Source organism: Sphingomonas sp. (assembly GCF_965248875.1).
Classification (GTDB): Bacteria; Pseudomonadota; Alphaproteobacteria; order Sphingomonadales; family Sphingomonadaceae; genus Sphingomonas.
This window is the reverse complement of the sequence record NZ_CBDFKR010000011.1, coordinates 1,019,615-1,039,399: the sequence shown is the minus strand read 5'-3', so window position 1 is coordinate 1,039,399 and position 19,785 is coordinate 1,019,615. Positions and strand designations below refer to the sequence as shown.

At 68.1% G+C, this 19,785-nt stretch carries 14 protein-coding genes and 1 tRNA gene; 10 read left to right on the top strand and 5 right to left on the bottom strand.

The features are described from left to right. The first annotated feature begins 43 nt into the window (after window positions 1-43). From ACP2AD_RS12195 to ACP2AD_RS12170, 6 genes are all read left to right on the top strand, one after another. On the top strand, window positions 44-2,239 hold the full coding sequence (locus tag ACP2AD_RS12195; RefSeq protein ID WP_425230320.1) for a BamA/TamA family outer membrane protein: 2,196 nt from the start codon (window positions 44-46) through the stop codon (window positions 2,237-2,239). Beyond that, window positions 2,239-6,468 (top strand): translocation/assembly module TamB domain-containing protein, encoded by a 4,230-nt coding sequence (locus ACP2AD_RS12190; protein ID WP_425230319.1) that lies wholly within the window; start codon window positions 2,239-2,241, stop codon window positions 6,466-6,468. The genes ACP2AD_RS12195 and ACP2AD_RS12190 overlap by 1 nt, the downstream gene beginning before the upstream one ends. An 85-nt stretch (window positions 6,469-6,553) precedes the next feature. Next, window positions 6,554-8,026, top strand: coding sequence for a flavin-containing monooxygenase (locus ACP2AD_RS12185; RefSeq protein WP_425230318.1), 1,473 nt, complete (start codon window positions 6,554-6,556; stop codon window positions 8,024-8,026). A 353-nt stretch (window positions 8,027-8,379) separates the two neighbouring features. Continuing rightward, complete coding sequence (locus tag ACP2AD_RS12180) at window positions 8,380-9,648, top strand: EAL domain-containing protein (protein ID WP_425230317.1); 1,269 nt, start codon at window positions 8,380-8,382, stop codon at window positions 9,646-9,648. Window positions 9,649-9,652: 4 nt separating this feature from the next. Next, window positions 9,653-12,061 carry an ATP-binding protein gene (locus tag ACP2AD_RS12175; RefSeq protein ID WP_425230316.1) on the top strand — a complete coding sequence of 803 codons (2,409 nt, stop codon included), beginning with the start codon at window positions 9,653-9,655 and terminating at the stop codon, window positions 12,059-12,061. A gap of 41 nt (window positions 12,062-12,102) precedes the next feature. Next, complete coding sequence (locus ACP2AD_RS12170; RefSeq protein WP_425230315.1) at window positions 12,103-12,492, top strand: response regulator; 390 nt, start codon at window positions 12,103-12,105, stop codon at window positions 12,490-12,492. On the opposite strand, the gene ACP2AD_RS12165 is transcribed toward ACP2AD_RS12170, so the two are convergent. Then, entirely contained in the window at window positions 12,482-13,321 is an 840-nt protein-coding gene (locus ACP2AD_RS12165; protein ID WP_425230314.1) for a methyltransferase domain-containing protein, read from the bottom strand. The genes ACP2AD_RS12170 and ACP2AD_RS12165 overlap by 11 nt on opposite strands. 55 nt (window positions 13,322-13,376) lie before the next feature. On the opposite strand from ACP2AD_RS12165, the gene ACP2AD_RS12160 reads away from it, so the two are divergent. The 4 genes from ACP2AD_RS12160 to ACP2AD_RS12145 are packed head-to-tail and all read left to right on the top strand — an operon-like array spanning window position 13,377 to window position 15,614. After that, window positions 13,377-14,084: a ComF family protein gene (locus ACP2AD_RS12160; protein WP_425230313.1), complete on the top strand. Its 708-nt coding sequence runs from the start codon at window positions 13,377-13,379 to the stop codon at window positions 14,082-14,084. A 32-nt stretch (window positions 14,085-14,116) separates the two neighbouring features. Continuing rightward, window positions 14,117-14,374, top strand: a complete 258-nt coding sequence (gene grxC, locus ACP2AD_RS12155; RefSeq protein ID WP_425230312.1) for a glutaredoxin 3 — start codon at window positions 14,117-14,119, stop codon at window positions 14,372-14,374. After that, window positions 14,371-15,189: a carbon-nitrogen hydrolase family protein gene (locus ACP2AD_RS12150; RefSeq protein ID WP_425230311.1), complete on the top strand. Its 819-nt coding sequence runs from the start codon at window positions 14,371-14,373 to the stop codon at window positions 15,187-15,189. Before grxC ends, ACP2AD_RS12150 begins: the two co-directional genes overlap by 4 nt. Then, complete coding sequence (locus ACP2AD_RS12145) at window positions 15,186-15,614, top strand: DUF1178 family protein (protein WP_425230310.1); 429 nt, start codon at window positions 15,186-15,188, stop codon at window positions 15,612-15,614. The genes ACP2AD_RS12150 and ACP2AD_RS12145 overlap by 4 nt, the downstream gene beginning before the upstream one ends. 168 nt (window positions 15,615-15,782) lie before the next feature. On the opposite strand, the gene ACP2AD_RS12140 is transcribed toward ACP2AD_RS12145, so the two are convergent. The 4 genes from ACP2AD_RS12140 to ACP2AD_RS12125 all read right to left on the bottom strand — a co-directional run bounded on the left by ACP2AD_RS12140 (window position 15,783) and on the right by ACP2AD_RS12125 (window position 19,673). Continuing rightward, window positions 15,783-15,859, bottom strand: a tRNA-Arg gene (locus tag ACP2AD_RS12140). A gap of 93 nt (window positions 15,860-15,952) precedes the next feature. Continuing rightward, entirely contained in the window at window positions 15,953-16,255 is a 303-nt protein-coding gene (locus ACP2AD_RS12135) for an SWIB/MDM2 domain-containing protein (RefSeq protein WP_425230309.1), read from the bottom strand. Between the two features lie 48 nt (window positions 16,256-16,303). Continuing rightward, a complete protein-coding gene (locus ACP2AD_RS12130; protein WP_425230308.1) occupies window positions 16,304-16,510 on the bottom strand; it encodes a DUF2945 domain-containing protein in 207 nt (68 codons plus the stop codon). A 100-nt stretch (window positions 16,511-16,610) separates the two neighbouring features. Further along, window positions 16,611-19,673 (bottom strand): TonB-dependent receptor, encoded by a 3,063-nt coding sequence (locus ACP2AD_RS12125; protein WP_425230307.1) that lies wholly within the window; start codon window positions 19,671-19,673, stop codon window positions 16,611-16,613. Between the last annotated feature and the right edge of the window lie 112 nt (window positions 19,674-19,785).

The window sequence follows — 19,785 nt, the reverse complement described above, 5'->3', positions numbered from 1 at the left end:
GGGAGAAGACCGTATACGGCGCTTCCGGACAAAGGGGCCGTTGTTGCGCGTTTTCGTTTCCCGTCGGCATTACTGGCTGGGTCTGTCGCTGGCGCTGAGCCAGCCGGTATGGGCGCAGCTCGCCCATCCTGGCACCGCGCCCGCCCGCGGCCCCGACGCGCCGCGGCCGACGCCATCGGCGACCCCGACGCCCGGCAGCGTGGCGGGGGAGGCGCCGATCGTCCCCGACGCCGAGTTCAACGCTGCCCTGCCGCCGCTGTCTGGCGACATCAGCGCACCGCTGGAGCCGATGCCGGCGACGCCGTCGTCCCCTGCCACGCCGCTGCCGAGCGCACCGGCGACCGCAACCCCGGTCGCAGCCGGCGACGCACTGCCTCCGGTTGCGCCCGAAGATCCGCAGCTCGCCGCGCCGCTGACGCCGATAGCCGGGTTCGACACGACGCCGCTCGCGACCGTGGTCGACCAGCAGGACCGCAACGCGCCGCAGGTCCGCTATGACACCGAGATCGTCGGCCTGCGCGCGGTAGGCCTTGAGGCGCAGTGGAAGTCGCTGTCGGCGCTGCGCAGCGGCGGCGGCCGTGCCGGGAACGGCGTTCAGGTGCAGGCGCGTGCGACCGAGGACGAGGCGCTGGCGATCCGCCTGCTGAAAAGCCTGGGCTACTACGATGCGACCGCGGTGTCGGCGGTGGAGGCGAACCCGCCGGTGCCGGGCACACCCGTCCGCTACAAGGCGCGCGTGACCGCGACGCCGGGGCGGCTTTATACGCTGTCGTCGGTGACGCTGCAGGCCGGGCCGGTGACGCCCTCCGACCTGCTCACCAGCAATTTCGCGCTGCGCGTCGGCGACCCGATCGAGGCGGCGCGGGTACAAGGCGCAGAGGCGAACCTGTTGCTGGTCGCGCCGCAGAAGGGTTATCCCTTCCTGACCGTCGGCCAGCGCGACGTGCTGCTCGACGATCAGTCCGCCGCCAGCTCGGTTGGGGCTACCGGCGCCTACACGCTGCCGATTGAGACGGGGCCGCGCGCCCGTTTCGGGCGGCTGGTCACGGCGGGCGATCCGGTGTTCGGGCTCGACCACCTCAACGTCTTCCCGCGCTTTCACGAAGGGCAGCTGTACGACAGCCAGCTGACTGACGATCTGCGCGACGCGCTGGTCGCGACCGGGCTGTATTCCAGCCTGGCGGTCGAGCCGCAGCGGACGGGCCGCGTCAATCCGGACGGGACGGAGGCCGTCGACCTGCTGGTCCGGCAGAGCAAGGGGCCGGCGCGGTCGCTCAACGGCAATCTGGGCTATTCGACCGGCCAAGGGTTCCGCCTGGAAGGCAACTGGACGCACCGCAACCTGTTCCCGCCCGAGGGCGCGCTGATCGCCAGCGTCATCGCCGGCACGCAGGAACAGGGGATCAGCGGCACCTTCCGCCGGTCCAATGCCGGACGGCGCGACCGCACCTTCACGGCGATCGCGGCCATCGATCATTCGAGCTACGACGCCTTCAACGCCAACACCGGCACGCTGTCGGCGCGGTGGAGCTATGACTCGACCCCGATCTGGCAGAAGCGGATCACCTATTATTATGGCGGCGAGCTGACCGGCACCAACGAGAGCGTATACAGTTTCTCCGCGCGCGACCGGGTGCGGCGGACCTATGCGATCGTGGCGCTGCCCGGGCAGATCCAGTGGGATACGTCCGACAGCCTGCTCAATCCGACGCGGGGCCATCGCCTGCGGCTCAACGTCAGCCCCGAGACGAGCGTCCATGGCGGCGTCCATCCCTATGCGCGGACGATGATCGAGGGCACGATCTATCGCTCGGTCTCACCCAGCCTGGTGCTGGCGGGGCGGGCGCGGGCGGGCTCGATCCTGGGCATCGGCCGCGACGATCTGGCGCCGTCGCGCCGCTATTATGGGGGCGGCGGCGGGTCGGTGCGCGGCTATGGTTTTCAGCGGCTGGGGCCGTTCGACCCCAATGGCGATCCGATCGGCGGCCGCAGCCTGGTCGAGTTCGCGGGCGAGGCACGCTATCGCTTCGGCAATTTCGGGATCGTGCCGTTCGTCGATGCGGGCAACAGCTATGAGGGTGTGACACCCGGCTTGTCGGGGCTGCGGCTCGGCGCGGGCATCGGCGGGCGCTTCTACACCAATTTCGGGCCGTTCCGCATCGACGCCGCGACGCCGCTCAACCCGCGCAAGGGCGACAGCAAGCTGGCGCTGTACATCTCGATCGGTCAGGCGTTCTGATGGCCGGTGAGGCGGCGGCCCCCGCGCATCGCCCGCTGTGGCGGCGCATCTTGAAGTGGCTGGGCGTCGCGCTCGGCTCGATCCTCGTCCTGCTGCTGCTGATCGTGCTCGGCATCAACACCGATGTCGGACGGCGCTTCGTCGCCGATCAGCTGGGCGGCTATACCACCGCGTCGGGGCTGAACATCAAGGTCGGGCGGATCGACGGATCGCTGTACGGCCGCATGGTGCTGTCCGACGTGCGCGTGTCGGACCCGCGCGGTGTGTTCCTGACGTCCCCCCGGCTCTCTGTCGACTGGCGGCCGTTTGCGTTCATCCGCAACCATGTCGATGTCCGCGACCTGCAGACCGACCTGGTGACGCTGCAGCGCCGCCCCGCACTCAAGCCGTCGACCGAACCGGTCGATCCCAACGCGCCGACGCTGCCCGATCTCGACATCGACCTCAACCGGCTGCGGATCGGCCGCTTCGTGGTCGCCGCGCCGGTGACGGGGCAGACGCATATCGTGCGGATCGACGGCCAGACGCACATTGCCGACCGGCGCGCGCAGCTGACGGTGGACGCGGTGGCGGTCCGCGCGCGCGGCGTCGCCGGGGGCGATACGCTGCATCTGGTGCTCGACGCAGTGCCCGACGATGACAAGCTGGACCTCGACGCGAAGCTGAACGCGCCCGCGGGCGGCGTCGTCGCGACGATGGGCGGGCTGACCCAGCCGCTCCAGGTGACGGTCGACGGACGGGGCAGCTGGCGATCGTGGCGTGGCAGCGCGATCGCGACGCTTGGCGGCGGGCAGCTGGCAAACCTGGGCGTCACCTCGCGCGCCGGCCATATCGAGGTGCGCGGCTTCACAAAGCCGGGGCTGTATCTCGCCGGGCCGGTCGAGCGGCTGACCGCACCGCAGCTGGACGTCGCGATCGACGCGACGCTCGACCAGCGCAAGGCAGATACGCGGATCAAGCTGACGTCCAGCGCGCTGACGGTCGACGGCGGCGGTGTGCTCGATCTCGCGAACAGCCGCTTCGGCAATTTCGCGGTCGATGCGCGACTGCTGACGCCCGGCGCCATCCTGCCCAATCTGGCGGGGCGCGACGTGATGGCGCGGGTCGTGCTGGACGGCGCGTTCGCGACGCCGACGGTTGACTACAAGGTCAGCGCGGCGCGGCTGGCGTTCGGGACGATGGGGGTCGAACAGCTCTATGCCGAGGGGCTGGCGCGGGTGAACGCCGACCGCATCCTGGTGCCGCTGGCGGCGCGGGCGCGGCGGGTGACGGGGCTTAACGCCGCGGTCGGCGGGCTGGCGAACAATGTCCGCATTGACGGCGACCTGGCCGTGTCGATGCCGACGATCCTGTCGGACAACCTCAAGATCCGGTCCGACAACATCGACGCGACCGCGATCGTCGTCGCGAACCTGGCGACCGGACGGTATACCGGTGCGCTCAAGGGGCGGGTCAACAACTACCGCGTCGAAAGCATCGGGATCGTCGACCTGACCACCGACGCCAACCTGGTGCCGGGGCCGAACGGCGGCTTCGGCATCCGCGGCCGTGTCGTCGCCAAGACCGAGCGGCTGTTCAACAGCGGCGTCCGCAGCTTCCTGGGCGGCAACGCCGTGGTCCGCGCCGACATCGGCTATTCGCCCGAGGGTGTCGTGACCTTCAGCGGCGTCAGGATGAACGCGCCGCTGTTCCGCATCACCCGCGGCGAGGGCCGGTTCGATCCGGCGAGCGGGCGCGTTGCGGTCGTCGCGGACGCCTATTCGGCGCAATACGGTCCGGTGACGGCGCGTGTGGCCGGGACGGCGACTGCGCCGATCGTCGATCTCCGCGCGGCGCGGCCGGGGCTGGGCGTCGGCCTTGCCAATGTCCGGGCGCAAATTGTCGGCCGTGGCGACGCCTATCAGGTCAATGCCAGCGGCGCGTCGGACTACGGCCCGTTCACCGCCGACGTGCTGGTGCGCCCGGGCACGCAGCTGGCGGTCGACGTTCACCGGCTGGTGTTCGCGGGCGTGACCGCGTCCGGCCGGGTGGTGCAGACCGCGGCCGGACCGTTCGCAGGCGCGCTCCAATTCGCGGGGCAGGGGCTGGCCGGGCGTGTGCAGCTTGCGTCGGAGCGCGGGTATCAGCGCGCTGACCTGACCGCGCGCGCCATCAATGCCGTCGTCCCGGGCATCGCCGACTTCGCGATCGGCCGCGCGCTGATCGATGCGCATGTCGTCTTGTTCCCCAACGCGCCGCAGATCGTCGCCGACGCGCAGCTTGCGGACACGCGCTACGACACCTTGGTGGTCCAGGCGGCGCGGGTGAAGGTCAATTATACCGGTGGCCGGGGCACCGCGCAGGCGCTGCTGACCGGATCGTCGGGCGTCCCCTTCCGCGTCGCGGTCAACGCCCAGCTCGCGCCGAACAGATATCTGGTCGCGGTGCAGGGAAGCGCCAACAACGTGCCGTTCCGCACCGCCGGTCCCGCGCGCATCATCGGTGAGCATGGCGGCTATCGGCTGGAACCGGTACGGCTCGATTTCGGCGCGGCCGGGGGGGGCGCGGGCGGATCAGCGCGGGTCGCCGGGTCGTTTGGCGGCGGCGTCACCGCGGCGCAGGCGCGGCTGGACCGCCTCGATCTGTCGTTCCTCAGCGCTTTCGCACCGGGGCTGGGAATCACCGGCCAGGCGACCGGCAGCCTCGACTATCGGCAGCAGGGCAGCGCCGTACCTGTCGCCGACGCGCGGCTGACGGTGAGCAATTTCCAGCGCTCCGGGCTTGCGGCGGTGTCGGAGCCGGTCGATATCGTCTTTGCCGGGCATCTGGCGGGCGACGGCGCGGAGGCGCGCGCGCTGGTCCGCCGTGGGCCGACGGTGGTCGGGCGGCTGCTCGCGACGATGCGGCCGCTGGGAGGGGGCGCGAGCTGGGTCGAGCGGCTTCAGAACGCACCCCTGGCGGGAGGCATCCGCTACAATGGCCCGTCGGCGGTGCTGTTCAGCCTCGCCGCACTGCCCAACCAGTCGTTGCAGGGGCCGATCGCGGTCGCGGCGGACTTCTCCGGACGGCTGTCCGCCCCGCAGCTGAATGGCCTGATCCGCGCGGACAATCTGACCTACGACAATGAGACCTACGGCACGCGCCTGTCGCAGCTGCGGATCGCCGGACGCTTCACCAACGACAGGCTTGAGCTGACACAGCTGACCGCGCGCGCCGGGGCCGGGACGGTGCAGGCGCAGGGCAGCATCGGGCTGGCCGCGAATGCGGGTTTCCCCATCGACTTTCGCGCGCAGCTGAACAACGCGCAGCTGGCCCGCAGCGACGCGCTGGCGGCGACCACGACCGGGACCATCCATGTCACCAACGGCCGCAACGGCGGGCTGATCGAGGGCGAGCTGCAGGTGCCCAATGCGCGCTATGCGATCATCCGGCAGGGTGCGGCCGAGGTGCCCGAGCTGACCGGCGTCCGCCGCCGCAGCGACATCCGCACACCGCGCTTCACCGATCGCGCGGCGACCGCCCCGCCGGTAGGCAACTTCCGCCTCGACCTGCACATCACGGCGCCCAACCAGATCTTCGTGTCCGGCATGGGGCTGGACAGCGAGTGGCGGATGGACCTGCGCGTCGGCGGGACGTCGGCGGCGCCGGCGGTCACGGGCGGGCTCGACATCGTCAAGGGCAGCTATTCCTTCGCCGGCAAACGCTTCGATGTGACGCGCGGGCAGGTGCGGCTGCGCGGCGGCGCGCTGGCCGATCCGGCGATCGACATCCAGGCGACCACCTCCACCAACGGCATCACCGCGGTCATCGCCATTACCGGCACCGGCGAGCATCCGCAGATCGCCTTCACCTCAACCCCTGCGCTCCCGCAGGATGAGGTGCTGAGCCGGCTGCTGTTCGGGACCAACCCGTCCAACCTGTCGGCGACCGAAGCGATCCAATTGGCCGCCGCACTCAACTCGCTGCGCGGGTCGGGCGGCGGCGGGCTGAACCCGCTCGGGCGGCTGCGCTCGGCGACCGGGTTCGACCGGCTGCGCATCGTCTCGCCGAGCGAGACCGGCGGCCGCGGATCGGCGCTGGCTGCGGGCAAATACATCACCGACAATATCTATGTGGAGGTGGTGACCGACGCGCGCGGCTACACCGCGACGCAGCTGGAGATCGCGCTGACCAAGGCGCTGAGTCTGCTCACCTCCGCGGGCGGTTCGGGCGGGACCGACGTGCGGTTGCGGTATTCGCGAGATTATTGACACGGGCGCGCGCGCAAACCCGGGCGTGACGTCAAATCGAAGATCGGGTATGTCCTGCCTCGCAACCGAACACGGGCGACAAACGATGGCCGAGCATTTTGACGTGGTGGTGGTCGGGGCCGGGATTTCCGGGGTGGGTACGGGCTACCACCTCCAGACGCGCTGCCCAGATCGCAGCTACGTCATTCTCGAACGCCGCGACGCGATGGGGGGAACATGGGACCTGTTCCGCTATCCCGGCATCCGCTCCGACAGCGACATGCATACGCTGGGCTTCTCGTTTCACCCCTGGACGGCAGCCAAGGCGATCGCCGACGGCCCCTCCATCCGCAGCTATGTTCACGAGACCGCGCAGGCCTACGGTATCGACAAGCACATTCGCTATGGGATCAAGGTTATCGCCGCCACCTGGTCGACGCAGGATGCATTGTGGACGGTGGAGACCGAGAGCGGCGGCCAGCCGCGGGTGTTCACCTGTAACTTCCTGACGATGTGCTCGGGCTATTACAGCTATGATCGAGGCTACACGCCGGAGTTTGCGGGCGCGGCCGATTTCGAGGGCCGCATCGTCCATCCGCAGTTCTGGCCCGACGACCTGGATTATGCCGGCAAGCGCGTGGTCGTGATCGGCTCGGGCGCGACGGCGGTGACGCTGGTGCCGGAGATGGCCAAACACGCCGCGACGGTGACGATGCTCCAGCGGTCGCCGACCTATGTGGTGTCGCGTCCTGCCGAGGACGCTATCGCCAACCGGCTGCGCAAGGTCCTGCCGCGCAAGCTGGCTTATGGCGTCACACGGTGGAAGAATGTGCTGTTCGGGATGTTCTTCTACCGCATGACGCGCAAGCGGCCCGAACGGACCAAGGAGCGGCTGCTCGGCATGGTGCGCGAGCATCTCGGCCCGGACTATGATGTCGCGACTCATTTCACGCCGCGGTACAATCCGTGGGATCAGCGACTGTGCCTGGTTCCCGACGCCGACCTGTTCGAAGCGATCAAGACAGGCCGCGCCGCGGTCGCGACCGACACGATCGAGCGGTTCGAGGCGGACGGGATCCGGCTGACCTCGGGCGCGCTGCTGCCCGCCGACGTGATCGTCACCGCAACCGGGCTGGAACTGTCGCTGATGGGCGGGGTGCCGATGACCGTAGACGGCGAGGCGGTGAACCCCGCGACCAAGCTTCAGTACAAGGGGATGATGTTCTCTGACGTGCCGAACATGGCTTTCACCTTTGGCTACACCAACGCGTCGTGGACGCTGAAAGCCGATCTGGTGGCGAAATATGTCTGCCGCCTGCTCAACACGATGAAGAAGCGCGGCAAGACGATCGCGACCCCGCACAACGACGATCCAACGCTGGCGCAGGAGGATTTCGTCAACTTCTCGTCCGGGTATATCCAGCGGGCAAAGGATGCCTTGCCGAAACAGGGGTCAAAAAAGCCCTGGAAGCTGAACCAGAATTATGCGCTCGACGTCATGGCGCTGAAGTTCGGCTCGGTCGATGATGCGATGATCTATGCTAATCCGCCCCGCGCGGAGGATCGCGCCGCCGCCTGAGCAAGGCTATCGATTCGGGGCCGAGTTGGGCAGACGCGACAGCTTATAAAAAACCGCCGCCTATAAGGCGGCGGTTAGTCGGCCGGGCTCGGAAAAACCGTGTGCGGCCAGTCGTTTGGCCTACGCGGCCGACCCATCGGCCCTGTTACCAGGGCTTGGAAGTGTCGCCGTACAGCCGATCGAGGACAGAGTCCTTCATCGCTTTTCTCCCTTGCAGCATCCCAGTCGAGATGCGCGCCAGCATTAACAGACAGTTAGGGTTAACGCAATGTTGCGGAGCCGACATGACCGGGCGGGCTTAAAGGTATCTTCAAGGCTGATGCGTAGGTGCAACAGCTATGAGCGCCGACGGCATGCCGGACCTTTTGCGCATGGAGGCGGACGCTCCTTCCGCGATCGCATCCCTGCATCTGATCCTGGTCGCCTTGGCGGACTTTACGGGACTACGCCGCCTGGTCGGGGTACGGCGCGCTGACCTGCTGGTGATCGACCTGGCCGAGCGTGTCGCGGCGCTGGTGCCCGATGCCTGCGTCGCGACCGTCGGCCGCGATATCGTCGAGCTCAGCTTTGCCGGTGACGCCGATGCGCTGACCTCAGCGATCGCGACGATTGAGGCCGGGTTCGAGCAGCCGGTCAGCATCGACGGCGAACCGCACCGGCTGGACGTGCTGATCGGGGCCGCCAGCCTCAGCAATGCCGGCGCGGACGATATCCGGTTGATCGAGCAGGCCGAGCAGGCGCTCGCCGCGGCGCGGCGCACGCAGGCGCCGGCCGCGACCGGCGAGCCGATCGCCGCAAACGAGGCGGCGATCGGACGTGAGCTGCGCGCCGCCGTCGATGCGGACGAACTGTTCATCCAGTATCAGCCCAAGCTCCATGTCCGCCAGCAACGGATCGCCGGTGTCGAGGCGCTGATCCGCTGGCATCATCCGCAGCGCGGGCTGGTGCTTCCCAACGACTTCATCCCTCAGGCGGAGCGGACCGGCGACATCGCCGCCGTCACGCTCTGGACGCTGCAGCAGGTCATCGCCGACCAGAAGGCGCTGGTCCGAAACGGCTATGACCTGCCGATCTACGTCAACATGGCCGGCGCGCTGTTGTCGGACGACGGCTTCGTTACGCAGGTGATCGCCCTGATTAAGGACAGTGGCGCGCGGCTCGGCATCGAGATCACCGAAACCTCGGTCATTCAGAATCCAGACCGCGCCATCCAGCATCTGCAGCGCATCGCCGCGATCGGTGTCGCGGTGACGATCGACGATTATGGCGCCGGGCTATCGAGCCTTGCCTATCTGAAGCAGCTGCCCGCGACCGAACTCAAGATAGACAAGCTGTTCGTCACGCAGTTGACGAGCTCGCACCGCGATCCGCTGATCGTGCGGTCGACGATCGACCTGGCGCATGCGCTGGACATGGAAGTGGTCGCGGAAGGCGTGGAGACGCCGGCCAGCCTGGCGCTGCTGACGGTAATGGGCTGCGACATGGTGCAGGGGTTCCTGATCAGCCGTCCGCTGGCGTTCGAAGGGCTGCTCGCTTTTCTTCGCGACGACACGCATCTTGCGGTGGCGACGACCCCACGCTCGCCGCTGGAACGCCTGGCGGCGGTACGGGCGCGGGCCTGAGGTCATGCGCTGGCTATGGCCGATCCTCGTCGCGGTGACGCCTATTCCGGCGGCCGCAGCGACGTCGCAGGCACGCATCGACGCTGTGCTGGACGCGGCCAAGGGGGCGATGCTGACCGATCCACAGGCCGCCGCCGATGGCGCGCACCGAGCCGAACTGCTCGCGGCCGGGTTGTCAGCTTCCCCCGAACGCGATCGAGCCGAAGGCAGTGCACTGTGGCTTCAGGCCGAAGCGCTGTATCGCCTCGAAAGTCTGGCCCGAGCGGCGCCGCTGATCGAACGCGCGGCGACGCTGGCGCAACGATCGGCCGCGGGGAGCAAGCTTCAGGCCGACATCCTGCTCACGCGCGGCAGCATCAACGGCAAGCTGCTCCGTGTCGCCGAGGCGCTGACCGACTTCCAGAACGCGCACCGGCTGTTCCACGCCAATGGCGACCAGCGGCATGAGGCGATCTCGTTGATCTGCATGGCCGGGCTGTATTTCGACGCGAAGGATTACGATTCGGCGCTACGCTACCTCAACGAGGCGCTCGACTCGGTTGCGGTGGACCCTGGCCTCGCCCAGTCGATCTATAATACGCGCGCGCTGATCCTGCAGGACCAGGGCAAGTTCGCGGCGGCGGACGTCGCCTTTCGCCAGGCGCTAGGCTTCGCGCGCACGCTCCACAGCCCCGCCTTGGAGGCGATGTTCTCCCGCAATCTAGCCCGCAACCAGCTGTTGAGCGGCGCGGTTGCCCAAGCCGACGTGACGATCGCCCGCGTCGCGCGGCTTCCGGCCGGCGACCGCGACCGCACGGAAAACAATGCCTTGGCAGCGCAGGCCGCGATGCAGCGGGGGCGTCCGGCGGTTGCGGCGCAGCTGATCGATCGAGCCTTTGCCGGCGTCGACGTCGCCACCACGGACAGCCGGTATCGCTATGCGCATCAAACTGCGGTCGCCGCGTATCGCGCCACCGGACAGGCGAACAAGGCGCTGGCGCATCTCGCGGCGCTGAAGCGGCTGGATGACGAGGCGACCAAGCTTGCGACCCAGACCAGCAGCGCGCTGATGGCGGCGCGCTTCAACTCAGCCAATCAGGATGCGAAGATCGCGCGGCTGCGTGACGCCGAGCGGTTGCGGGTCGCGCGTGACGCCTTGCAGCGCGCCAGGACCGAGCGGACCATCCTCCTGCTCGCCGGCGGGGCGGCCGCGATCATCATGGTGCTGCTGGGGATCGGCATCGTCGTGCTGCGTCGCAGCCGCGATCAGGTGCGCGCGGTCAACGGCGATCTCGCCGTCACCAACTCGGCGCTGGGCAAGGCGCTCGCCGCGAAGACCGAATTCCTGGCGACGACCAGCCACGAAATCCGCACGCCGCTGAACGGCATTCTCGGCATGACGCAGGTGATGCTCGCCGACACCGGGCTGGCGGCGGCGACGCGCGAGCGGCTGACGGTGGTGCACGGCGCGGGCGTGACGATGCGCGCGCTGGTCGATGATATCCTGGACGTCGCCAAGATGGAGACCGGCAATCTCGGGCTCGAATGCGCGCCGTTCGAGCTGACGGCCTGCCTGCGAGAGGCGACCGCGATGTGGGCGGATCAGGCCAAGGCCAAGGAGCTGACGTTCCGCGTCGACCTCGACCGCTGTCCCCGTCACGTCGAGGGCGACTCAGCGCGGGTGCGGCAGATCGTCTTCAACCTTCTGTCCAACGCGCTCAAGTTCACGGCCAAGGGCGGCATCACCTTGCTGGCGGAGGCAGCCGACAACGGCGTGCGGATCGCCGTTACGGACACCGGCATCGGCATCGCCGCCGACCAGATCGATGCCGTATTCGAGTCGTTCCGCCAGGCCGACACCAGCACCACCCGGCGCTTCGGCGGCACCGGGCTGGGTCTGTCGATCTGCCGCAGCCTGGTTGAGGCGATGGGCGGCGAGATTACGCTGACAAGCACGCCGGCGGTCGGGTCCACCTTCACCGTCACCCTGCCGCTGGCCTGTGTCCAGGTCGAGGAGCAGGCGATGGCGGCGCCGCTCGGCGCGGCGCTGTTGATCGTCGATCGCAACCCGATCACCCGCGCCATGTTCCGTACGCTCTTCGCCCCCCACGCCGCGTCCGTCGCCTTTGCGGGCACGCTGGAGGAGGCGACCGCCGCCCTGGCCGCGGGCGAGATAGGTCAGGTGCTGGTCGACGACGCGACCGCGCGCGCCGGCGGCGACCCGCACGGCTTTATCGCCGCGGTTACTGCGTTCGAAGCGCCCGTGACGCTGCTGTGGCCGGTCGCCGCGGCCGACGAGCGCGACGAGTTGCTGGCGTTGGGCCTGGTGCGCGTGATCGCCAAGCCGGTTACCGGTGCGGCACTGGTCGGCGCGCTTTATCCTGTTCCCGTGGAAGAAGGCTCCGTTGCGGAGCTTGTTTCGCGCGCGGCATGAGCGGATAACAGCGCTGTAATGATCATCCGATCGCCCGGCCGATGAAAATCCTTTTTGTTGAGGATGATCGCATGAACCGCCGAGTCGTGCGCGACATGCTGGCCGTGGCCGGCGCATCGATGGAAGAGGCGGAGGATGGACCGGCCGGGCTCGCGATGGTCGAGACGGATGACTACGCCGTCGTGCTCCTCGACCTGCGCATGCCGGGCATGGACGGCTTCGAGGTGCTGGCGCGGATCCGCGGGCGGGGCGACGCCAAGGGGCAGGTGCCGATCATCGTCGTCACCGCCGACACCGCGCCGGATCTGCGCGAACGCTGCCTGACGCTGGGCGCGGACGAGATTCTGTTTAAGCCGGTGGCGATGGACGCGCTGTTCGATGCGATGGGCCGAATCCTCGCGCGCGACGAGGGCGGCGGGGTCATCCTGTAGTTTTGAGCGCGGCCGCAAGGCTGGCGGTAGCGCTGCCGCGTCGGGCGGCTTTCGGCTGCGACGCGTCGGGCGCCCAGCCGGTCAGATAGACGATCTGAAAGCGCTCGCTGGTCCGCCCATCGGGATCGGCAGCGGCGGCGAACGCCTGCGCCGCGCGGGTCAGCGCACCGCGCAAGGCCGGGGTGCGGGCGTGGAGCAGATTGCTCGCCGCCATGCCGCGCAGGTCGTCGAGCAGCGCGCCGAGGCTGCGGTAGCGCACGGTCAGCGCCTCTACGTCGGCGACCGGCAGCGCGAACCCGGCCCGTACCAAGAGGTCGCCCGCCGCGCGAACGTCGATCTGCGGGTGCAGCCGCGCTGCCGGCCGCTCGCCGTCGGCCGTGCGCCAGGCGGCGCGCAGTGCGGGCAGCGAGCCGGCGCCGGCAAATGCGCCGAGGAACAACCCGTCGGGGCGCAGTATGCGACGGATCAGCTGCAGCGCGCCGGGCAGGTCATCGACTTGATCGAGCACGCCCGCGCTGACCACCAGGTCGAAGCTGGCATCCGCGAAGGGCAGCCTGTCTTCTTCCGCCTGTACGCCACCCGCGGCGCGTGCCCAGCGGTAGCCCGGATCGACGCGGACGATGCGTGCGTCACCCGGTGGCGAGAACGCGCCGTCGAAACAGCCGAGGTCGAGGACGTCGGTAAAGGACCGCGTCACGGCGTCGAGCCGTTCGCCGATGCCGCCGAGCATGACGGCGCGCAGGAAATCGTGGGCCGCATAGCCGCCGGCCGCCCGGTCGCGGCGGCGGCGGCGGGCGGCGCGATCGAAGATGGGCGGGGGCGGCTCCACGCGCCGGCTTGTGTGCGGCCAAGCGCTGCATGACAACCCACGGGTGCAGACGATCATGCGAACCATCATCGACTATGCCCTGCCGCCGCGCTGTGGCGGCTGCGGCGCGCCGGTCGAGGCCGATGGCCGCTTCTGCGGCGCTTGCTGGGGCAGCCTGCATTTCATCGGTCCGCCCTGGTGCGAGGCATGCCGCCGCCCGCTCGACACCGCGGCGGCCGGCGCCCGGTGCACACCGTGTCTGCACCGGCCCCCGCGACATGCGGGCGTCAGCGCCGCCGTCGCCTATGGACCGGTCGCACGCGGGCTGGCTCTCAAGCTAAAATATGGCGGACGGATCGGGGCAGCAAAGACGATGGCGGCGCTGATGCGGCGGCACCTCGCTGCGGACGCCGAGCTGTTGGTACCGGTGCCGCTGCACCGCTGGCGGCTTTGGCGGCGCGGGTACAATCAGGCGGGGCTGATCGCGCAGGCGCTGGCGGGGGAGGGCAGGACGGTCCTCCCCGATGCGCTGATCCGGACGCGATCAACCCCGCCATTGCGCGGCATGAACGGGGCGGCGCGGGCGGCCGTGGTGCGGCAGGCGTTCGCGATGACGACGGCTGGCGCGAGGCAGGTCGCGGGACGGCACGTGGTGCTGGTCGACGACGTCCACACCAGCGGCGCGACCGCGGCGGCGTGTGCCGACACGTTGCTCGATGCGGGCGCGGCGCAGGTGTCGGTGCTGTGCTGGGCGCGGGTCCTCCACGACGGCGCAAGCGATTGACTTTGCGCGGGCGCGATCACATTTCCCAGATCATGGCGACGGTCGAGATCTATACCAAGGCGTTCTGCCCCTATTGCGCGCGGGCGATGTCGCTGCTCGGCGGCAAAGGTGTCGAGCCGACCGAATACGACATCACTTATGGCGGCGCGCAGCGTCAGGAGATGGTCGAGCGCGCGGGCGGACGCACCACTGTGCCGCAGATCTTTATAGGCGGCCGGCATATCGGCGGATCCGACGAGCTGGCGGCGCTCGATCGGCAGGGAGACCTCGACCCGCTGCTGGCGGCATGAGGGCTGCGCTGCTGCAGATGACGAGCGGCGTCGATCCGGCTTCCAACGCCGCCGTCCTGGTCGACGCAGTGGTGCATGCCGCCGCCGACGGGGCAGCGATGCTGTTCACCCCCGAGATGAGTGGGCTGCTCGATCGCGACCGGGCGCGGGCAGCGGCGTCGATCGTCGTCGAGGAAGAGGATCGCGTACTGGCCGCGGTTCGTGACGCGGCGGCGCGGACCGGCCTGTGGGTACATCTGGGTTCGCTCGCGGTGCGCAACGGCGATCGCTACGCCAATCGCGGCTTCGTCATCGATGGCGGCGGTGCGATCCGGGCGCGCTATGACAAGCTCCACCTGTTTGATGTCGACCTTCCGAGCGGCGAGAGCTGGCGTGAGTCGGCGGCCTATCGCGCCGGTGACACAGCGGTTGTCGTCGCTACGCCGATGGGCCGGCTTGGAATGTCGATCTGTTACGACCTGCGCTTTTCCTACCTTTACCGCGCGCTGAGCGATGCTGGTGCCGAACTGCTCGCGGTGCCCGCGGCGTTCACCCGCCCGACCGGCGCTGCACATTGGCACACGCTGCTCCGCGCCCGCGCGATCGAAGCGGGATGCTTTGTTCTCGCGGCGGGGCAGACCGGCGAGCATGCGGACGGGCGCGCGACATTTGGGCATGCGCTGGCGGTCGATCCGTGGGGCGCGGTACTGCTCGACATGGGCGAGGAGGCGGGGCTTGGCTTCGTCGAGTTGGCCCCCGACCGGCTCGCCGAGGTACGAGCGCAGATCCCGGCGTTGCAGCATCGGCGCACGATCCCGCCGGTCACCGTCGCATGATCGTCTTCGACCTGCGCTGCGGCGCCGGCCATGTCTTCGAGGCGTGGTTCGCCGGTGGCGCCGCCTATGACGATCAGCGTGCGCGGGGGCTGGTCGTGTGTCCACTATGCGGCGACACCGCCGTTGAAAAGGCGGCGATGGCGCCTGCCGTGCCGGCCAAGGGCAACAGCCGGACGCCACCGCCGCCCGCGGCCGTCAAGGCGATGATCGCGAAGCTGGCCGCTGAGCAGGCCAAGGCGCTCGAGACGTCGACCTGGGTCGGCGCCGCTTTCCCCGACCGGGCGCGCGCGATGCACGCCGGCGAGGAGGCGCATGCCGTGATCCACGGCCAGGCGACGTTCGCGGAGGCGAAGGCGCTGGCCGATGAGGGCGTACCAGTGGCACCGCTCCCACTGCCGGTGGTGCCGCCTGAGGCCAAGAACTAGGTCGGAACGCTCAGGGCCGTTCTGCAGCACGCGGGTGCGGCTCGGCCGTCTCGCCGCTGATGTCCAACAAAAGCCTGTCTGACCGGGGCCACTGCCGAAGCGGCGGCGAGACATCGAACTGCGGTCGGCAGGACCAACTAGCGTATTTCGGCCGCAACGGCGGGTCTGTGGTGACCCCGGCGCGATTCGAACGCGCGGCCCCCGGATTAGGAATCCGATGCTCTATCCTGCTGAGCTACGGGGTCACTCGGCTAGGCATCTACAAGCCGCGCAGACGGCCGGTCAATCGCGGACGGGGCGAGATGCCGCCGCTCGTCGCGATCGACCGGCCGGACTCGTCAGGCTTTTACGTGCGCCGCGATGTACTTGTTCATCTCGAACATGGTCACACGGTCCTTGCCGAAGACCTTGCGCAGCTTGTCGTCGGCCACGATCTCGCGCTTGTTCTCCGGGTTCTGCAGCTTGTGGGCCTTGATATAGTCCCACACCTTGCTGATCACTTGGCTGCGCGGCAGCTTGTCGTTACCGACCACCGCGCCGAGTTCCGCCGACGGCTGGACGGGGGCGTGAATACCGGTGCCGCTGTTGGTCTGCTTGGTGGCGGCCTTTTTGGCGCCGGCTTCCTGCTTGGCAGTGGCCATGAGGTTCTCCTGTTCAGCCCCGGGCCGCTTGCCTCACGACGCCGGGAATCACGCCTTCTTGAGCGCAGCAGCCTTGTGCGCTGCTTCGCCGCCATTGTCACTCTTCACGATGTATTGCGGGTCTTCCGGTGTGGCGCGGACCTGGTGGCTCTTGATCTTCGTGTCGCTGGTCTGTTTCTTTTCGACAACACCGTGCGCGGTGCCGCCATGGGACTTCCACGTGACGTGGTCGCCCTTCTTCAGACTGTCGGTCATTTTTGCGTGCTCCTCAATCGGGAATCACTGAATCGCGTACGCACGAAAAAGGCTCCCGGCGGATCGCCGGGAGCCTGTGATGCAGATTGCCTGTGCGGCCTTAAAAACGCAGGCCGGCGGCGATGCCATAGCGACGCGGCTCCAACGTGAAGGCGTTGGTGAACAGGCCCGAGCTCTGGTCCGTGACGTACAGGCCGGTGATCGCGTTGTTGTTCGTCAAATTCTGGACGAAGCCGCGGACGAAGAAGCGATCCTGCGGCGCATTGAACTGGATTTGGGCATTGATGACGGTGAAGCCCTGGATGCGGTTGATCTGACGGTTGAAGATCGAGCCGAAGTAATTGCCCGTATAGGTCAGGTCGACACGCGGCACGATCGTCGCACCGCCCAGGTCCGCGGTGTATTGCGCGCCCGCGCCGAACTTGACGTTGGGCGACTGCGGCAATGAGTTGCCGCGGATGTTGACCGGCACGCCGCTGGCGTAGACGGTCACCGGGATGGTCGTCGAACCGGTCAGGCCCAGCGCGGCGAGCAGCGCGGCGGGCGGAGCGGCCGCCGTCGATTGCAGCGCCGAGCAGACGGAGAAAGCACCCGTGGTGTTGGTGCCCGGAATAGCGACCGGCGCCTGAAGACCGATGCCTGCATTCAGCGCCGCGACATAGCCGTTCGACAGCGCCGCGGAGCCGTTGTTCGCCCCGACGGCGCAGTTCGACGCGTTGGTGATGTCCTTGATGATAACCGCATCGGCGCGGCCGCCCGACGGATCTTGCGGATTGCCCAGGAACTTGTCGCTCGATACCCGCGTGTGCAGATAGCTGAAGTTGAGGTTGACCAGCACCTCACGCGACGGCCGGATGATCGCCTCCGCCTCGGCGCCGTAGATGTTGGCGTCCACATTGTCGTTGACCGAAGTACGGGCGACGATGCGGCTCAGCTGCAGCTGCTTGTACTGGTAGTAGAAGGCGGTGAGGTTGAGGCGCAGCGTGCCGTCGAGGAAGGTGTTCTTCGATCCGATCTCGAAGGCGTTAACCGTCTCCGGCCCGAACGTCGTCGGCACCGTGAAAATCGGGGACAGCGGCGGGTTGATCCCCCCCGATTTGTAACCGCGCGAATACGACGCGTAGATCAGATTGCGGTCGGTGACCTGCCAGTCGAGCACGGCGCGGCCGGTGAGCCGGCCGAAATTGACCGACGCCACCTCATAAAGCTGGTTGCCCGTCAGCGTCGTGTCATAGTCGAGCGAGCTATAGTTCAGCGCCTGCGTGAAATTGGTCGAGCCATAGGGCACCAGCGCGCCGGTCCCGTTGCCATCGTTGAACAAGGTGGTGCGGGCACGCACCGTCTTGTCGTCATGGTTGTAACGCAGGCCCAGCGTCAGCTTCACGCTGTCGGAGAACTTGCCGTATACCTCGCCGAAGATGCCGTAGGATTTCAGCCGGTAACGGGCGGAGTCGCTGTCATAAAAGGGCGTACCACGATAAACGTTCGGGATCGTGCCGCCCGCGGCACGGGTGCCGATCGCGCTCGCCGCACCGAGCAGGCCGGCGGCATAATCGAGCGAGAAGGAGTTGACGTAATATTCGTTGCTGCGAACGACGTTGTTCAGATAGCCCGCGCCGACCAGGAAATTGATTGGGCCGTCAAACTTGGTCGAGACAATCGCCTCGCCATGATACTGGTAACCGTTGGCACTGGAGCGGTCGAAATCGAGGCTCGTGCCGGCGCAGACCGAGTGGCCGCCGTAGACACCGGTGCCGGTCGGTTCTGCAAGCGACTGGCAGAACGGACCCGCCGCCCCGCTCGGGATCAGGGTCGCGGCAAGCTGCGTGAACGGATTGACGCCACCGGGGAACGCCGCCCCGGGCGCGGCGGCGTTCGCCTGCAGCGCGACCAGCCCGGCATTGTTCGCCAGGCTGCGCTCGACGCCGATATTATAGTCGACGCTCGAGTCGGTCGAACCCTCCGTGTAGCCGCCGTCGATCTTCAGGCTGGCGCCGCCGAAATCGTGGTTGATGTTGATCAGCACCTGCTTCTCGTTGGTGCGGAAGGTCGGTTCGTAGTCGATGTTGACATCGCGAAGACCAGGCGGGTTGGTGAAGCCTGTATAAACGTCGCCGTCGCCCGAATAGACGCTGCCCAGTTCCAGCGGACGGAAGATCGGTGCCAGCGCGCCAAGCGCCACCGTCGCGAACTCGCGCGAGGTAAGGATCGCGGCGAGCGTCGAATCTCCGTTGAGCTGCTCGGTCGCGAGACGATCGGGCAGACAGCCGAGCACGCCGGTCGGGTCGCGGTGGCAGAGCTGCTTCTGCACGCGGCTGCGGTTGTCGTTCTCGCGGAAATAATGGCCGACGATGTCGATCGTTGTCGAGGGCGTCGGCTCGAAGCGGATCGAACCGCGGATGTCGTACTGGTCGCGGCCGTCAATGCGGTGGCCGGTGTAGAGGTTGCGGGTGAAGCCGTCGCGCCGCAGGTAATAGCCCGCGACCCGGATACCCAGCGTGTCGGTCAGCGGCAGGTTGATCATGCCGCGACCGCGGAAGCTGTTGAAGTTGCCGTATTCGATATCCGCCGCGGCGTGAATGCCGCTGAGGTCCGGCTTGGCGGTGATGAAGTTGATCACGCCCGCGGTCGCGTTGCGGCCGAACAGCGTGCCCTGGGGCCCGCGCAGCACCTCGATGCGCTCGACGTCGAAATACTCGTTCTGGAAGATCGGCGAACCGAGCACGGGCACGTCGTTGACGTGGATGGCGGTCGCCGCGTCGCAGGTTACGCCGACGCAAAGATCGCCGATGCCGCGGATCGTGAACGACGAGGACGAGGTGAAATTGCCTTTCGAGAAGACGATGTTCGGCAGGGTAAGCTGAAGGTCGGAAGTGGTGTTGATCTGCTGCGCCTGCAGCGCCTGGGCGTTGAATGCGGTGACGGCGATCGGCACCTGCTGCAGTGTCTCGGCCTGGCGCTGGGCGGTGACGACGATGTCCTGGATGCCGTCGTTCGCGTTCGTGACCTGGGCGGCGACGCCGGGGGGCTGGGTTGCGGCGGGCGCGGTCGATACGGGCGTACCGCCGCCCTGCTGCGCCGGGGTGGGCGTCGCATCCTGCGCCCAGGCGGTGGCGGGCACGAGCGTCAGTGCGGTCGCGGCAAGCAGCTGGAACTTCGTCATGGACATCCTCTCCTCCGTGCGCCTGAACGGTCGATCGCCGGGCTGGGCAGCATGTGAACCTTGGGTATGGGGCGTAGCGCTCATGCGAATCAACCGTCAACCCGCCTTTTGC

Bases quoted from the DNA above. Each gene is read 5' to 3' on its own strand.
- ACP2AD_RS12170 (WP_425230315.1), top strand. From the start codon at position 12,103: ATGAAAATCCTTTTTGTTGAGGATGATCGCATGAACCGCCGAGTCGTG.
- ACP2AD_RS12135 (WP_425230309.1), bottom strand. From the start codon at position 16,255: ATGGCCACTGCCAAGCAGGAAGCCGGCGCCAAAAAGGCCGCCACCAAG.
- ACP2AD_RS12130 (WP_425230308.1), bottom strand. From the start codon at position 16,510: ATGACCGACAGTCTGAAGAAGGGCGACCACGTCACGTGGAAGTCCCAT.
- ACP2AD_RS12175 (WP_425230316.1), top strand. From the start codon at position 9,653: ATGCGCTGGCTATGGCCGATCCTCGTCGCGGTGACGCCTATTCCGGCG.
- ACP2AD_RS12180 (WP_425230317.1), top strand. From the start codon at position 8,380: ATGCCGGACCTTTTGCGCATGGAGGCGGACGCTCCTTCCGCGATCGCA.
- ACP2AD_RS12150 (WP_425230311.1), top strand. From the start codon at position 14,371: ATGAGGGCTGCGCTGCTGCAGATGACGAGCGGCGTCGATCCGGCTTCC.
- ACP2AD_RS12125 (WP_425230307.1), bottom strand. From the start codon at position 19,673: ATGACGAAGTTCCAGCTGCTTGCCGCGACCGCACTGACGCTCGTGCCC.
- ACP2AD_RS12160 (WP_425230313.1), top strand. From the start codon at position 13,377: ATGCGAACCATCATCGACTATGCCCTGCCGCCGCGCTGTGGCGGCTGC.
- grxC (WP_425230312.1), top strand. From the start codon at position 14,117: ATGGCGACGGTCGAGATCTATACCAAGGCGTTCTGCCCCTATTGCGCG.
- ACP2AD_RS12190 (WP_425230319.1), top strand. From the start codon at position 2,239: ATGGCCGGTGAGGCGGCGGCCCCCGCGCATCGCCCGCTGTGGCGGCGC.
- ACP2AD_RS12145 (WP_425230310.1), top strand. From the start codon at position 15,186: ATGATCGTCTTCGACCTGCGCTGCGGCGCCGGCCATGTCTTCGAGGCG.
- ACP2AD_RS12185 (WP_425230318.1), top strand. From the start codon at position 6,554: ATGGCCGAGCATTTTGACGTGGTGGTGGTCGGGGCCGGGATTTCCGGG.